This is a genomic window from Salipiger sp. D13 (assembly GCF_003703915.1).
GTDB classification, from domain to species: domain Bacteria; phylum Pseudomonadota; class Alphaproteobacteria; order Rhodobacterales; family Rhodobacteraceae; genus Salipiger; species Salipiger profundus.
Genome location: NZ_ML112603.1, coordinates 45039 through 57843 on the forward strand (window position 1 = coordinate 45039; position 12805 = coordinate 57843).

14 protein-coding genes and 1 pseudogene are annotated in these 12805 nt (G+C 62.6%); 5 read left to right on the forward strand and 10 right to left on the reverse strand.

Annotated features, from left to right (window positions below; all coding sequences use genetic code 11):
- Nucleotides 1-32: 32 nt before the first annotated feature.
- Nucleotides 33-1010, forward strand: a complete 978-nt coding sequence (locus tag D6860_RS16050; protein ID WP_076624983.1) for an alpha/beta hydrolase family protein — start codon at nucleotides 33-35, stop codon at nucleotides 1008-1010.
- Between the two features lie 28 nt (nucleotides 1011-1038).
- Nucleotides 1039-1584 (forward strand): AAA family ATPase, encoded by a 546-nt coding sequence (locus D6860_RS16055; RefSeq protein WP_076624982.1) that lies wholly within the window; start codon nucleotides 1039-1041, stop codon nucleotides 1582-1584.
- Here D6860_RS16055 and D6860_RS16060 read toward each other — a convergent pair whose 3' ends face one another.
- From D6860_RS16060 to D6860_RS16085, 6 genes are all read right to left on the reverse strand, one after another.
- The gene (locus D6860_RS16060) at nucleotides 1585-2460 is read right to left on the reverse strand and encodes a PhzF family phenazine biosynthesis protein (protein ID WP_076624981.1); all 876 of its coding nucleotides are present in this window, start codon (nucleotides 2458-2460) and stop codon (nucleotides 1585-1587) included. It lies immediately after the preceding gene.
- A gap of 19 nt (nucleotides 2461-2479) precedes the next feature.
- Nucleotides 2480-3022, reverse strand: coding sequence for a YbhB/YbcL family Raf kinase inhibitor-like protein (locus D6860_RS16065; protein WP_229743350.1), 543 nt, complete (start codon nucleotides 3020-3022; stop codon nucleotides 2480-2482).
- A gap of 93 nt (nucleotides 3023-3115) precedes the next feature.
- Entirely contained in the window at nucleotides 3116-4366 is a 1251-nt protein-coding gene (locus tag D6860_RS16070; protein WP_076624980.1) for an MFS transporter, read from the reverse strand.
- Complete coding sequence (locus tag D6860_RS16075) at nucleotides 4359-4616, reverse strand: hypothetical protein (RefSeq protein ID WP_128549262.1); 258 nt, start codon at nucleotides 4614-4616, stop codon at nucleotides 4359-4361. Before D6860_RS16075 ends, D6860_RS16070 begins: the two co-directional genes overlap by 8 nt.
- 100 nt (nucleotides 4617-4716) lie before the next feature.
- Nucleotides 4717-5115, reverse strand: a complete 399-nt coding sequence (locus D6860_RS16080; protein ID WP_076624979.1) for a cupin domain-containing protein — start codon at nucleotides 5113-5115, stop codon at nucleotides 4717-4719.
- Entirely contained in the window at nucleotides 5112-5489 is a 378-nt protein-coding gene (locus D6860_RS16085) for a nuclear transport factor 2 family protein (protein WP_076624978.1), read from the reverse strand. The genes D6860_RS16080 and D6860_RS16085 overlap by 4 nt, the downstream gene beginning before the upstream one ends.
- 158 nt (nucleotides 5490-5647) lie before the next feature.
- On the opposite strand from D6860_RS16085, the gene D6860_RS16090 reads away from it, so the two are divergent.
- Nucleotides 5648-5896 (forward strand): hypothetical protein, encoded by a 249-nt coding sequence (locus D6860_RS16090; protein ID WP_128549263.1) that lies wholly within the window; start codon nucleotides 5648-5650, stop codon nucleotides 5894-5896.
- On the opposite strand, the gene D6860_RS16095 is transcribed toward D6860_RS16090, so the two are convergent.
- On the reverse strand, nucleotides 5893-6354 hold the full coding sequence (locus D6860_RS16095; protein WP_076624977.1) for a PaaI family thioesterase: 462 nt from the start codon (nucleotides 6352-6354) through the stop codon (nucleotides 5893-5895). The genes D6860_RS16090 and D6860_RS16095 overlap by 4 nt on opposite strands.
- A gap of 546 nt (nucleotides 6355-6900) precedes the next feature.
- On the opposite strand from D6860_RS16095, the gene D6860_RS16100 reads away from it, so the two are divergent.
- Entirely contained in the window at nucleotides 6901-8841 is a 1941-nt protein-coding gene (locus D6860_RS16100; protein WP_076624976.1) for an ATP-dependent nuclease, read from the forward strand.
- Nucleotides 8838-10499: a UvrD-helicase domain-containing protein gene (locus D6860_RS16105; protein WP_076624975.1), complete on the forward strand. Its 1662-nt coding sequence runs from the start codon at nucleotides 8838-8840 to the stop codon at nucleotides 10497-10499. The genes D6860_RS16100 and D6860_RS16105 overlap by 4 nt, the downstream gene beginning before the upstream one ends.
- Before the next feature lie 441 nt (nucleotides 10500-10940).
- On the opposite strand, the gene pdxY is transcribed toward D6860_RS16105, so the two are convergent.
- The 3 genes and pseudogenes from pdxY to D6860_RS16120 form a co-directional block, all read right to left on the reverse strand.
- Nucleotides 10941-11789 carry a pyridoxal kinase gene (pdxY, locus tag D6860_RS16110; RefSeq protein ID WP_076624974.1) on the reverse strand — a complete coding sequence of 283 codons (849 nt, stop codon included), beginning with the start codon at nucleotides 11787-11789 and terminating at the stop codon, nucleotides 10941-10943.
- On the reverse strand, nucleotides 11786-12466 hold the full coding sequence (locus tag D6860_RS16115) for an MOSC domain-containing protein (protein WP_076624973.1): 681 nt from the start codon (nucleotides 12464-12466) through the stop codon (nucleotides 11786-11788). The genes pdxY and D6860_RS16115 overlap by 4 nt, the downstream gene beginning before the upstream one ends.
- Nucleotides 12463-12805, reverse strand: a pseudogene (locus D6860_RS16120) (glutamine amidotransferase); the annotation flags it as partial. The pseudogene D6860_RS16120 and the gene D6860_RS16115, both read right to left, overlap by 4 nt.

The following is a 12805-nucleotide window of genomic DNA, read 5'->3' on the forward strand; positions in this document are numbered from 1 at the left end:
AAGCTGGTTCCGTATTGTCGGACCTGAGACGAATGTGGACACCAATGCTCTACCGCTGGAGACCTGACGCTCCGCCATCGCGGCCGAACCCTGAAAGGCCCGCCTCGGCGATGCCCGCCGAACGCTTCGAGGTGGCGGCCGAAGACGGCTATCCGATCAAGGGCGGGATCTGGCACGCAGACACCGGTCCTGTCGTCGTGCTTCATGCCGCGACGGCGGTGCAGGCGCGCTATTACGCACGGTTCGCATCCTGGTTGTCCGGGCAGGGGGCGACGGTTCTGACCTTCGACTATCGCGGGATTGGTGAGTCCCGCTCCACGCCGGTGAAGGATGTGCAGGCGGGATGGGTCGATTGGGGCGTCCTCGATGCCGAGGCGGTGCTTGCCTATGCTGGCAGGCGCTGGCCGGATCGTGCGCTCTGCGCCGTGGGCCATTCAATCGGCGGCTTCGCTTTGGGGTTGGCGCGCAGCTCGGATCGCCTGGACCGGATCGTGACGGTTGGCGCGCAATTCGCCTACTGGCGCGATTACGATCGCCGTCAGCGGCGCGCGATGTATCTGAAATGGCATCTCTTCATGCCAGCCGTGACGCGGCTCTTCGGCTATTTTCCCGGGGCACGGCTTGGATGGCTCGAGGATGTGCCGCGCGGCGTGGTGCGCGACTGGAGCCGGATGGGGCCGCGGTTCGAGTCGAGTGTCTGCTCCGCTTTGGACCCAGCAGACCTTGCAGCGCGCCATGGCGCCACCCGGGCGCGGCTCCTGGCCATCGGGTTGACAGATGACCCGTTCTGCACCGAAGCTGCGGGGCAGCGATTGCTCGACTACTATTCCGGGGCGGATCGAACCCATCTGCGGATCTCGCCCTCGGATATCGCGGTGCCCGAGATCGGGCATTTCGCATTCTTCCACGCCCGTTTCGAACAGACGCTCTGGCCGCTTGCCGCCGCATGGTTGCTTTTCGGTCGACTGCCCAAGGATGTTCCGGGGCGGATCGTCTTTCCGACAGGCTGAATGCAGGTTTCTTTCCACTAGGATCAACATGAACGACCGACTTTTCGTCATTACCGGCGGCCCGGGATCGGGCAAGACGACGCTTCTGTCCGCACTGGCGCGGCATGGTCTCACAACAATGCCCGAAGCCGGTCGCGCGATCATTCAGGATCAGACCCGGATCGGCGGGACAGGGTGGCACGGTCAGGACCGGCAGCTTTTTGCAGAGCTCATGCTCGGCTGGGAGATGCGCTCGTGGCACGAGGCGCAGGGGACCGACGTTCCGGTGGTCTTCGATCGCGGCATTCCCGATGTGATCGGTTATCTTCAGCTCTATGTGGGAGAGGCGCCCGCACATGTTCACGCGGCGGCCGAGCTCTACCGGTATCGCCCGACGGTCTTTCTTGCGCCGCCCTGGCCCGAGATCTTCGGTCAGGATGCGCAGCGCGGGCAGGATTTCGACGAGGCGGTTGCGACGGCAGAGGCAATGGAGCAGGCCTATGCCATGGCGGGATATGACCTGCTGCCGCTGCCTTTGGCCACGGTTGAGGCGCGGGTCGATTTTGTTTTGGAGGTTTTGGAGCAGTCCATCTGATCAGGACGCGTCACCCAGATCCAGTTCGCCCCGCAGGACGATACAGGCGGCCCCGCCGATGGTGATCCGCAGCCCTTCGACTGTCGCTTCCCAGCCCGCGTGAACCAGTCCACGCCGACCTTTCTCGATCCCTTGCTCCGACAGGTAACCAGCCCGAGGCACCGCGTCGCGATGCGTGGCGATCCACGCAGCGATGGCACCATTGCCAGACCCACAAACAGGATCCTCGGCCACGCCCTCACCCGGAGCGAAGGTGCGTACACGCAGGCGCGGCGCGGCCTCGGACCCGCTGTCCGCAAAGACCGTGAGCCCTGCCGCGCCGAGCCCATGGCAGATCCGCTCGATCCGGCCGAGGTCGGGTCGCAGGCCAGCCAGTGCCTGGAGGTCGTGCAGCTCAAGCAGCAGCCATGGAACCCCCGTTGAGACGATCTGATGCGGGCTGTCCGCGAGCATGTCGAGCGGAAGGCAGATCGCCTCGGCAAGTTCAGCTTTGGTGACCGGCACATCGCGGAATTGGGGCGTCGCCTGCGTCATCGTGTAAAGGTCGTCTTCGACGCGGATTGGAACCAGTCCGATGCCGCATTCCTGCGTCAGGCTTTGGGGCATCCTGCTTTGCTCGCCGCAAAACGCATGGGCGGCGGCGATGGTCGGATGACCGGCGAAGGGCAGTTCGCGCACCGGGGTAAAAATGCGGGCGCGATAGTCCGCATCACCGGTCGGGCGAAGCAGGAATACGGTCTCGGAGAGGTTCATCTCGCGCGCGATGCGTTGCATGATCTCGGTGGACAAGTCGTCGGCGTCGAAGACCACTGCCGCCGGATTGCCCAGCAAGGGGCGGTCCGAAAAGGCATCGATCTGAAGCATGCGTTTCTTCATGGTCGCTAAGTCCTTGCTTTCAGCGCCCGTAGCGCGCCGTCAGTGTCACACTGCCGAGGCTGTGCGCGTGGATCATGTAGCCGGCGAGGGCGGGCATGGCGCTGGCGTCTAACCCCAGGCTCGGCACGTCGATGGCATAGACGGTGAACTCGTAGCGATGAGCGACTGCGCCCTCAGGCGGGCAGGGGCCGCCGTAGCCGGGTTGCCCGAAATCCGTCAGGGACTCGACCAGAGGGGCGGGCAGGTAGCCGGAGGCGCCCGCGAGCATCGCCCGTGTGTGCGCCGGAATATCCAGAACGATCCAGTGCCACCAACCGCTGCCGGTCGGGGCGTCCGGGTCGAAGACCGTAATCGCGAAGCTCTGCGTTCCCGCAGGCGGGTCATTCCAGACCAGGTGAGGGGATTGGTTGAGCCCCTCGCACCCCATGGTCGAATTCACCAATTCCATGCGGATCGTTTCACCCTCCCGCAGGTCGCGGCTGTCCAGATCGAACGCGTGAGCGACAACGGGAGCGGCGGCGAGCGCCATTGAGAACAGGGCAGTACGGCTTAGGTTCATCATCACGAATGTCTCTCCTCGACTTCCATGATTTGACGGTATTCCAATGTGTTAGATGCGGCGATTGAGAAGCTTTCAGGGGCTTGGTAGAAATGATCACCGAACCTTGTCCAGACCCAGGGCGCGACCTTGATGCAGAGCCATCCACGCCAGAGCGATGGCTTGCAGACCGGCGATCAGCACGATGAACGCCACATGGGCGGACGCAATGCTCCACCCAAGCCGAACCAAAGCCTCGATGCCTGCGCCGATGCCGCCCTGCATCAAGAAACCGGTGAGGACAGCGCCGAGATTGAGCATGGCGATAGCGCGGCCCGACACTGCGTCGGGTAGCAGCCGGACCAGAAGCGCGTAGGCAAGGATGGGACCCGCGGTGAACAGCCCGTAGCCAGCCCAAAGGATGGTCTGCAGGGACGCGCCTGCACCGGCAATCGCGAGCTGACACAGAGCAAAGCCAAGCGTCAGGGCGAATGTCAGGTGGAACAGGTGCCGGTCGGTGCGGGCGATCCGATCGGCGAGCAGGCCGAAGCCGAATTGCCCCAAGATGACGGCAAGGGAGAGTGCCATCAGGATACCCGCTGCCGCAGTCGAAGGGAGATCAATCGCGTCGCGCAGCCAGACCCCGGCCCAGAGCCCCTGATAGGCGACCCAGGCTCCCTGACAGAGGGCCGAAGCCGGTGCGATGGTGAGAAAGGCGGGGTGCGTGAGGACACCACGCAGTCCCTTCACAGCCGGTTCCAGCCCCGCAGGGGCGGCTCGTTCCCTCGTCTGGGGCGGAACCACCGCGGCGATGATCAATGCAATGGTGGCAGTGACGCCGGCGAGACCCAGAAAAATTTCGCGCCAGCCGATTTGGCGTAGCAGCCATTCGGTCGGGCTGGTGGCCGCCAGGGAACCAAGGCCGGCCGCTGCAATCGTGATGGCGTTTACCAAGGGCAGGCGCTCCCTCGGCCACCACAGGGTGTTCGCCTTGTAGGCGCCGGTCCAGCAAGCGGAAAGTCCGAGGCCGATCATGAAACGCGCCAGGATGAGCATGTGGGCTGTTTGCGCCCCGGCGAAGAGCGCGGATGCGACGACAGCCAGAAAGAGCGTAGCCACCAGCACGCGTTTCGGCCCGAACCTGTCCAGGGCCTGGCCGACGAACAGCTGCGAGCCGGCCAGTGCGCCAAGGAAGGCGGAGGTCATCATGCCCATGGTCGCAGGCTCAAGCTGAAACTCGGCCGTGAGACGAGGCTCCAGAACAGCGTTCACATTTCGAAAGAGTTCGGAGAGCAGGTAGGCGAAGGTAAATGGCAGAGAGACGAAGACGATGCGGCGCAACGGGGACAATTGGGCTGGGTCAGTCATGCGTGTGGCCGGACCAGATGCAGCAGTCGTCCCTCAGGGAGTACACCCGCCCAAGGTCGTCGGTTTGCTCGGCACGATCCTGAATGGAGTCCGTTTCGCCAGATCGGTGAGGATAAGAGAGGAAGGACAGAAATGTCAGCAGGATGGCCGTGACCCAAAGAAGTGCAAGTCGTTGAAGACCCGACAGGCCGGGTGTCGGTGTCCCGCCAGAGGCGGCGCTCAAGGATTTTCTGGGATCATTGATGTTCATGGCTTCTGGCATCCGCTCTTTGTCTCAAGTGCTAGCCGGGAGCCGTCTCCACGCCGATTGAGAAGGTCTCAACCGAGCGGGAGATTTTGTCAGGGGCGGACTAGAGCCAATACATCGGATGGTGCGCTACATCCGTCGGGACGGCCGCATGGTCGTCGACCGGATACCGGTCGACGGCCGTATCAGGGGCGGACACGAGCAGGATGCGCAGATCTTCGGGCCCGTTGTTCTGCACTAAATGTCCCAGGCCCGGGGAGATTTCCAGGGCCTCTCCCGCCTTGGCCAAGAGGATACGGCCCGGAACCCTGATCGTCAGTTCCCCGGCAAGGACATAGAAGATCTGGCGGGAGACCCGATGATAATGTGGTGCTTCGGCACCGCCGGGCGGCAGGCGCTCTTCGCGCAGCGAAAGTTCGGGGCGATCGACCAGTCTCCAGCCGTCGCAGCCGTTACCCCAGGGGTAATGGTTTGCGTCGGTCGCGCGCAGGGGGCCCGTCATTCCTCGGACCCGTAATAGGCTTCGCCCAGAAACTGGACGCCCTCGCGAAACCGCGTGTGTTCGCAGGCATGCCTGACCCGACCACCGGCTCGCGACACATAGAAAACCGTCACGGATTGCGCCTCTGCGTCTACGGCGGTTCCGCTCAGTTCGAAGTGAAGATCGGGCACGCGTGCCAGGGCGTCGGTCCAGTACTGCCGCAGGGCGTCCTTCCCAATGATCTGGGCGTCACCCGTCACCTGCTTGGCGAGAGGGCTGATGAAGACGGATTCTTCGGCGAACGGCGCGAGAACCGTCTCCACGTCATGTGCGTTCCAGGCAGCGATCCAATGCCTGGCATGGGTTTCAAGGTCAGTGCGGGAAAGTCTTGTCATTCTTCCGGTATCCTTCTCCGTCCGCTTTGGCGGTCGGGACTGACTGTCACGCGGCAGCATGGCGGCTCGCAATTGAGGAATTTTCCGGAGGTCCTGAGGATTTCGCGGCGACAATCCCGGAGAGGAATTCTCAATATCCGCTGAAGGATCCGAAATTCATGGCTTTGGGCACGGGGTGCATTCTCTGGGGGAAGACACCGGAGGTGACCATGAACCCGCGATGCACGGCAAATCCAACGCGAGAGCGCGACAAAGATGGTCTCGCATCACGCGCGGCTCGGCTGCCGCGCCGTTTTCGGGCCTTTTACCGCTTGAGCGACGCGGAATTGATGGATCTGGGATTGGACCGCCAAAATCTGCCGATCTTCAATCCTGTTCAGGCCATTCGCCGAGAAGACCTGTTCTAGCGCGAAGTGGGCAGGTCTGGCGTGTCATGCAAGCAGATCAAGGTTTGCATCCCCGCCGCGACATGTTTGCGGCGATCTCCATCAACGCCCCATACATCGAGCTGACAGATGGTCAGTGTGCGACCATTCTTGATCACGCGGCCGACAGCCTCGAGATAATCTCCTTGCGCCGGGCTGATCAGGTTCAGTTTGAACTCGACCGTCAGGACTGAACTGCCTTCGGGGAAGAGGGTGAACCCAGCGTAACCGCCTGCGCTGTCGGCGATGGCCGATGTCCCGCCGGCATGGAAGTAGCTATGCTGTTGCGTGAGTTCTGGACGGAACGGTAGTCGCAGCGTGACAAGCCCCGCGCGCACATCCGCCATTTCGGCCCCGAGATGCGCCATAAGCCCCTGTCTTGCAAAGCTTTCGCGCGCTCTAATGATGACTTCCTCAGAAATTGGATCGCCGACCTGCATAGCTATTCCCCCACATCTTGGCCGGGGAAGTATGCATAAGGCATAGGTCTCGGCGCGTGAGGAATTCTCAGTCTCAACTGAATGTTAGGCGCCGGAGCAGAGCTTTGTGCTGCCCTGGGCTGCCTACGATTGGCGATTCAGGGCCGCCAAGAGTTCCATTGCCGTCACCGCTAGAGGCTCTGGCACGAAGGGCGGAGAGCGGTCGTTCGCGGTCCCTGGCGCGAACGGCTGGAATGGCCGCGTTCGGACGGTCCGGTGGTAAGCTGCCAATCAGCCTCTGGGCCACAATGCGATCTTTTCAGGTTCACCGACGGCTTCCCGAACACCGACATTGCGGGCATGCCCACTACGGCGGGATTGGGGCCTTCAGCTAGAGCCCGGTTTCGGGAGCGAGCTTGGGACGGCAGACACGCGTTTGCTTTCAAGATAGAGTTTAAGAAACTTGCCCAGAGCGCTAATTCCGGTCCGGCCGCTTGTTGGCGTGTTTGCTTGCCAAAGGATAGGTGCCGAAGTAGCAAAGCGGCGGGTGCTCACGGGAGGGGGAACATGAAACTTGTCCGCTTGCGGCTCAGCAACTTCAGATCGTTCTGTAAGGATTTCGAAGAACTGGATTTGGACGATCTGACATTTCTGCTCGGCCCGAACGGCGCCGGCAAGACGGCGGTGCTGCAAGCTCTGGCAAGACTGTTCAGTCTCGATCCTGCCCAGCGCAAGATCAGAAAGTCCGACTTTCACATCCCGCATGATGAGAAGCCTGACGAAGCGCCGGCGGAGCGCAAGCTCTGGATTGAGGCAGACTTCGAGTTTCCCGAGCTGGTAGGCAAGGGCAAAAAAAAGGCACCTGCGGTTCCCGGAAACTTCGCGCATATGCAACTGATGGGGGCCGATGGGCCAGCGCAGGTCCGGTTCCGGCTCGATGCTACGCTCGACCAGGATGAGGATATCGAAGAGAACCTCACCTATGTCATGAAGGTCGATGCTGAAGGGAACCCGCTGGAGCAAGGCCGGGTTGCAAAGCACGATCGAAATGCCATTCAGGTGCATTACTTGCCAGCTCGGCGCGATCCTGCGGACCATATCTCTTACTCGGCAAATGCGTTGCTGGGCCGCGCACTGCGTTCGGCGGACTGGGCGGGCGAACGCGACAAGATCTCCAATTTGACCGAGGAGATCAGTGCGACCCTTGCCAGCAATGCGGCCATTGAGGGCATGACGGACGCATTGTCGGATCAGTGGGGAAATCTGCATAAAGGCAGTTATTTCGCCGACCCATCGATTTCATTCGGTCGGAGCGAACTGGAAAACCTTCTGCGGCACCTGAGCGTCGGCTTCACCCCAGGCCACGGCGAGCAACTGGTCGATTTCACTCGCCTGAGCGACGGGCAGCAGTCGATTCTCTATCTCTCGATCGTGCTGGGTATGCACCAGATCGGCAGTGATGTGCTGAGTGGCAAGCTGCCGGATGCCTTTGATATCGACAAGCTGCGGCCGGCCGTCTTCACCCTGATCGCCTTGGAAGAGCCCGAGAACAGTCTATCGCCGCATTACCTGGGACGAGTCGTCCGAGCCCTCGAAGAATTCGCCGGGGGACAGGATGCGCAGGCGGTGCTCGCTACGCACTCCCCGTCGCTGATGCGCCGCGTTCCTCCGGAAGCCGTCAGATACATGCGGCTCGATGAAAAGCGCACTACCGTCGTGAGGCACATCGAGCTTCCCGAGGAGGCGGAGGCGCACAAGTTCGTTCGCGAGGCGGTCCAAGCCTTTCCCGAACTCTATTTTTCGCGCTTCGTCGTTCTCGGCGAGGGTGACAGTGAGGAAGTCGTGCTGCCGAGGCTTCTGGCGGCCGAGGGGATACTCGCTGACGACGCATCAATTTCGGTGGTGCCGCTCGGCGGCCGCCACGTCAATCACTTTTGGCGCCTCCTGCACGGCCTCGGCATCCCTCATGTCACGCTGCTCGATCTGGACCTCGCACGGCACCAGGGTGGGTGGGGGCGGGTAAAGTACGCAGCCAAGCAACTGCTGGCATATGGCGACGTCGCCAACACGGGATTCACGGTGGCCGATACGAATGCCATTCCTGCATGGGATAGCGACGACGGCCTGATGGTAGATGATCTTGGATGGATCGACCGTCTGGAGGAGCATCGTGTGTTCTACTCGTCGCCCCTCGATCTGGATTTCCTCATGCTCACCGCTTACCCGGACGCATATGACCTCGACGCGGACGAGCTTGAGACGCCTGATGAGGATGGCCTCAAGGCAGTGCTGGGCAAGAAACACGACGTTGTCGGCAATCAATATGAGGATGACGAACTCGAACACTTCGACGCTTATCACAGGCGGTTCAAGCTGGGCAGCAAGCCCGTGTGGCACATCCAGGCGATGGCCAGCCTGACGGACAAAGAACTGAAGGACGAGATGCCCGAAGTCCTCGAGCGGTTGCTCACGCGTGTCCGCGACGACCTAAAGGCGTTGCCGGAATGATGCGCGTTGATCGCTGGGTTCCGTCGGACAACCTCAAGCTCGAGCCGAATGCCCTCCTGGCGGCAACAGAGACCGAGAGAAACCTGACGCTGACCGCAGGGCCAGGAGCGGGCAAGACCGAAATGCTGGCGCAGCGGGCGGACTTTCTTCTCCGCACCGGCACGTGCCGCTACCCCAAGCGCATCCTCGCCATTTCGTTCAAGGTCGATGCGAGCCAGAATCTGAAGGCACGCGTCCGCAAGCGCTGCGGCCCCGAGCTGGCCGCGCGGCTCGACAGCCACACTTTTCACGCGTTCGGCAAGCGCATCATTGACCGCTTTCGGCTGGCGCTCACCGGGCGCGATGCCCTTGATGCGGACTACAGTGTAGGGCCGGCACGGGTCCAGGGACAGTCCATCACCTTTCAGGACATGGTGCCATTGGCAGTTACCATCCTCGAGACCAGCGCCATCGCCAGGAACGCCATAAGACAGACCTATAGTCACGTATTTCTGGACGAGTTCCAGGACTGCACGAAGGAGCAGTACGCGCTGATCAAAGCCTGCTTCCTCGACACAGGCGCGCAGCTCGTTGCCGTCGGCGACACCAAGCAGCGGATCATGGGCTGGGCGGGGGCGCTCGAAGGAATCTTCAAGACCTATGCCGCGGATTTCAACGCGGAAGCGCTGAACCTCTATCAGAACTTCCGCTCTGCGCCGCGACTTCGCCGAATGCAGAACGCGATGGTGCGGGTCATGGACGCGCCTGCTGCGCTTGATGACGATGAACTGCAGGGTGACGATGGTGAGATCGAGATCCATCACTTCAAGAACGCCAGTGAGGAGGCCTCACATCTAGCCAACACGATCAAGGGATGGATCGAGAATGACGGCCTGGACCCTTCCGACATCGCGGTGCTGGTGAGCAAGCAGCAGAACTTCTATTGTCAGGAGTTGCGAGCCGCGTTGCGGGACCGGAAGGTTCCGTTTCGCGACGAAGACCAGACGCAGGACTTCGCCTCCGAACCGGTTGTTCGTCTGCTCACCGATTTTCTTCTCGTGGTCTGGGGAGGCGCGCAACCGGAAGCTTTTCGCCGGCTGCTTGAAGCCATCGTCTACAATGAAGGTCTCGATGAAGAACAGGAATATCGAGCCCGCTCTCGATGGGACCGGTTCGTCGCGGACGTACGGGCAAGAGCGGCGGCGAGAAAGATCGAATATGCTGATCGCGATGCGCTCGCAGCGCTGGTGGCGGCGCTGATCGAACTGGTTGGCAGGGACGCTGTGGTCGCCCTCTCCGCAGACTATGCTCAGGGCAACAGGCTTGATGATTTGATCGAGGATACGGTGACCCGCATATCTCAGTTGACGCAGGATGGAACGGACGTCGGCTCGGCGCTGACGGCATTCTCGGCCGATCGCTCCGTCAGGATCATGTCGATTCACAAGAGCAAGGGGCTGGAGTTTCACACCGTCATCATGATGGGCGTCGAGGAAGAGACGTTCTGGGGGAAGATCTCCGAGGAACGACCGGCCTTCTTTGTCGGCATCTCCCGCGCCAAGCAGCGGCTGGCACTTACGATCTGCGAGCACCGGGATCGACCGGACGGGGCCAGGCGCTGGAGCACGGAGCGTTCGCCTCAACAGGAGTTTGTCGGTTATGCGGAGGTGTACGCCTAACCCATTCGATGAGCCTTGAGTCCGTCTTCGTGATCAGGCCGCCAAACGACAACAAGATCTTCAGCTCCCGAGGAGCGGCGGTGCACCCAGTGGAACTCGTCTGAGGTCATGTAGACAATCGCGCCCTTTCCGCTGAGATCAGCTCGAGATAGTCGAGAAATTGCCTCGTATAGCCAGCGTCAATGCTTGGCGTGGGCGAGAAATCGCTTTGCCACGCGAACGGCGGCAATGTGGGCTGTGACCACAGAATTTAAAGCCGTTCTCAAGGTCGGCTATGGGCCGGAGGCGTAGATATTCAAGCGTGCAGAATCCTCCTTGCCCTGAATAAGTTCCCACCGGGTTTCATACGGATTTTGGCAGACCGTTCCCACCCTGAACGGGGCAGGTCAGGTCACTCTATGTGCAGGCCTGATCAGGCGATGATGTCCGCGTCACCCGGCCTCAGCCGGACCCAAGCGAAAGCAGCGCGCGACGAAATTCCGGCTCGCTTAGCACCACCTCGCCCGCACCAAGCGCCTCGGCGTGGCTGAGGGCGCGGGCGGTTAGGGTCTGGGCGGTCTCGATGGCGCGGGGCAGGGCAAGGCCCCGCCCGATGCCCGCGACCACAAGCCCGGCGAAGAGATCGCCGGTGCCGGGCAGGGCGATCGGCAGGCGCTTGGTCGGGTGGCGGCTGAGACCTTCGGGGCCCAGGAGCACCGTCTCGAGTCGCCCGGGGCCGGTGTCGTCGAGTATGCAGCCGGTGGCGATCAGATGCGCTTCTGGCGCGATGTGCAGCGCCTCGCGCGCCGCCTGAAGATCGGCCAACGTGTGGATCTGCTGCCCGGTGAGCCAGGCGAGTTCGAATGGGTTCGGCGTGGCGATGTCGGCCATCGGCAGCAGCCGGTCGCGCATTACGCCGGCGATGGCTTCGGGTACATAGAGTCCGGGACCGGTGTCGCCCATCACCGGGTCGCAGATGTAGCGCAGGCGCGGGTTCGCGGCCTTCGCCTCGGCCACGAAATCCGCCACCATCTCGGCCACGTCGAGCGAGCCGATATAACCGGTAAGGATATAATCCGCCCGCTCGGGCAGGCCGCGTTCGCGCGCGCCTTGCAGCAGGTCGGAAAAGAACTCGGGCGGCAGGGTGCGGCCGCGCAGGGTCGGGTAGTCGGGTGTGTTCGAGAAGACCACCGTGGGGATCGCCGCCACCTCGAGGCCTGCCGCCTGCATCGGGAAGAGCGCCGCGGAATTGCCGACATGGCCTAAGACTACCTGGCTTTGGATCGAAATGAGGAAAGGGGGGCGTTTCATGCGGTGCCGTCCAGTCTTGCGCTCCAGTCCTCGACCCGGTGGCTTTCCAACCGCCGGACCGCATATTTGCGCCAGCCCTCAGCCAGGACATCGAGCGCGGCGATGCCTTCAAGTTCAACCAGGTTCATCCGGTCCACATAGAGAGCGTGCCAGAGCCGTCGCAAAGTCCAGTCCGGGGCCAGACGGCCGATCAGCTCCAGCCGGTCGCCGGGCGCGACTGTGCCGGTCTGGAGCACCCGATAATACCATCCAGTGCGTCCCGTCTGCTGCACGCGTCGCGCCATGTCGGCCACGCCGAAGCGGTGGTTGAGCTTCCAGCAGGGCTGGCGCCCCTGCGAGACCTGGATCAGCGCGCCGCCCAGCCGAAATGTATCGCCGACGGCGACCTCCTCTTCGGTGAGCCCGGCGGTCGAGATATTCTCGCCGAACCCGCCGGGAGCGGTCAGCGCCTGAAGGTCACCGAGTTCCGCGCGCCAGTCGCTGTAATGATCGAGCGGATAATGATGTACGGCCTTCTCGATGCCGCCATGCACCCGCCGGTCCGCCTGTTCGTCGCCTGCGAACCCCTCGGGGCCAAGCGTCAGCGGGTGGGGGACCGGCGTCTTGACAATCCCACTCAGCGTGGCGCTTCCGGGCAGGGGAGCGGCGCGACCTGTCAGGAGTGTCACGGGCCTCATTCCTCCAACTCCCGCAGCCAATGTTTTAGCATGGCCTGACCGGCGGCCCGCAGGGCCGGGCCATGTGCCCTGGCATCCTGCCGGAGGGCCTCGGGGGCAATCCCCGCTTGCGCCAGTTCGGCGCTATGGCCGATCAGCCAGCGTTCGAAATCCGGCAGCATCCCGGCCTCGGGATGGAATTGCAGGCCGAGAATATTGCGGCCCCGTCCGAAGCCCTGCGCTTCGCAGGCGGGGGTCGCGGCGAGGCGCTCGGCTCCGGCAGGCAGTTCGAAGCCCTCGCCATGCCAGTGCAGCACCGGAATGTCCGTGTATGGACGCCCCCGGGGCTGCAAGCGATTT

Excerpts from the sequence above, each read along its gene's own strand:
- pdxY (WP_076624974.1), bottom strand. The coding sequence starts at position 11,789 with ATGAAACGCCCCCCTTTCCTCATTTCGATCCAAAGCCAGGTAGTCTTA.
- D6860_RS16080 (WP_076624979.1), bottom strand. The coding sequence starts at position 5,115 with ATGACGGGCCCCCTGCGCGCGACCGACGCAAACCATTACCCCTGGGGT.
- D6860_RS16050 (WP_076624983.1), top strand. The coding sequence starts at position 33 with ATGTGGACACCAATGCTCTACCGCTGGAGACCTGACGCTCCGCCATCG.
- D6860_RS16105 (WP_076624975.1), top strand. The coding sequence starts at position 8,838 with ATGATGCGCGTTGATCGCTGGGTTCCGTCGGACAACCTCAAGCTCGAG.
- D6860_RS16055 (WP_076624982.1), top strand. The coding sequence starts at position 1,039 with ATGAACGACCGACTTTTCGTCATTACCGGCGGCCCGGGATCGGGCAAG.
- D6860_RS16095 (WP_076624977.1), bottom strand. The coding sequence starts at position 6,354 with ATGCAGGTCGGCGATCCAATTTCTGAGGAAGTCATCATTAGAGCGCGC.
- D6860_RS16065 (WP_229743350.1), bottom strand. The coding sequence starts at position 3,022 with ATGATGAACCTAAGCCGTACTGCCCTGTTCTCAATGGCGCTCGCCGCC.
- D6860_RS16070 (WP_076624980.1), bottom strand. The coding sequence starts at position 4,366 with ATGACTGACCCAGCCCAATTGTCCCCGTTGCGCCGCATCGTCTTCGTC.
- D6860_RS16060 (WP_076624981.1), bottom strand. The coding sequence starts at position 2,460 with ATGAAGAAACGCATGCTTCAGATCGATGCCTTTTCGGACCGCCCCTTG.
- D6860_RS16115 (WP_076624973.1), bottom strand. The coding sequence starts at position 12,466 with ATGAGGCCCGTGACACTCCTGACAGGTCGCGCCGCTCCCCTGCCCGGA.
- D6860_RS16085 (WP_076624978.1), bottom strand. The coding sequence starts at position 5,489 with ATGACAAGACTTTCCCGCACTGACCTTGAAACCCATGCCAGGCATTGG.
- D6860_RS16090 (WP_128549263.1), top strand. The coding sequence starts at position 5,648 with ATGGCTTTGGGCACGGGGTGCATTCTCTGGGGGAAGACACCGGAGGTG.
- D6860_RS16100 (WP_076624976.1), top strand. The coding sequence starts at position 6,901 with ATGAAACTTGTCCGCTTGCGGCTCAGCAACTTCAGATCGTTCTGTAAG.
- D6860_RS16075 (WP_128549262.1), bottom strand. The coding sequence starts at position 4,616 with ATGAACATCAATGATCCCAGAAAATCCTTGAGCGCCGCCTCTGGCGGG.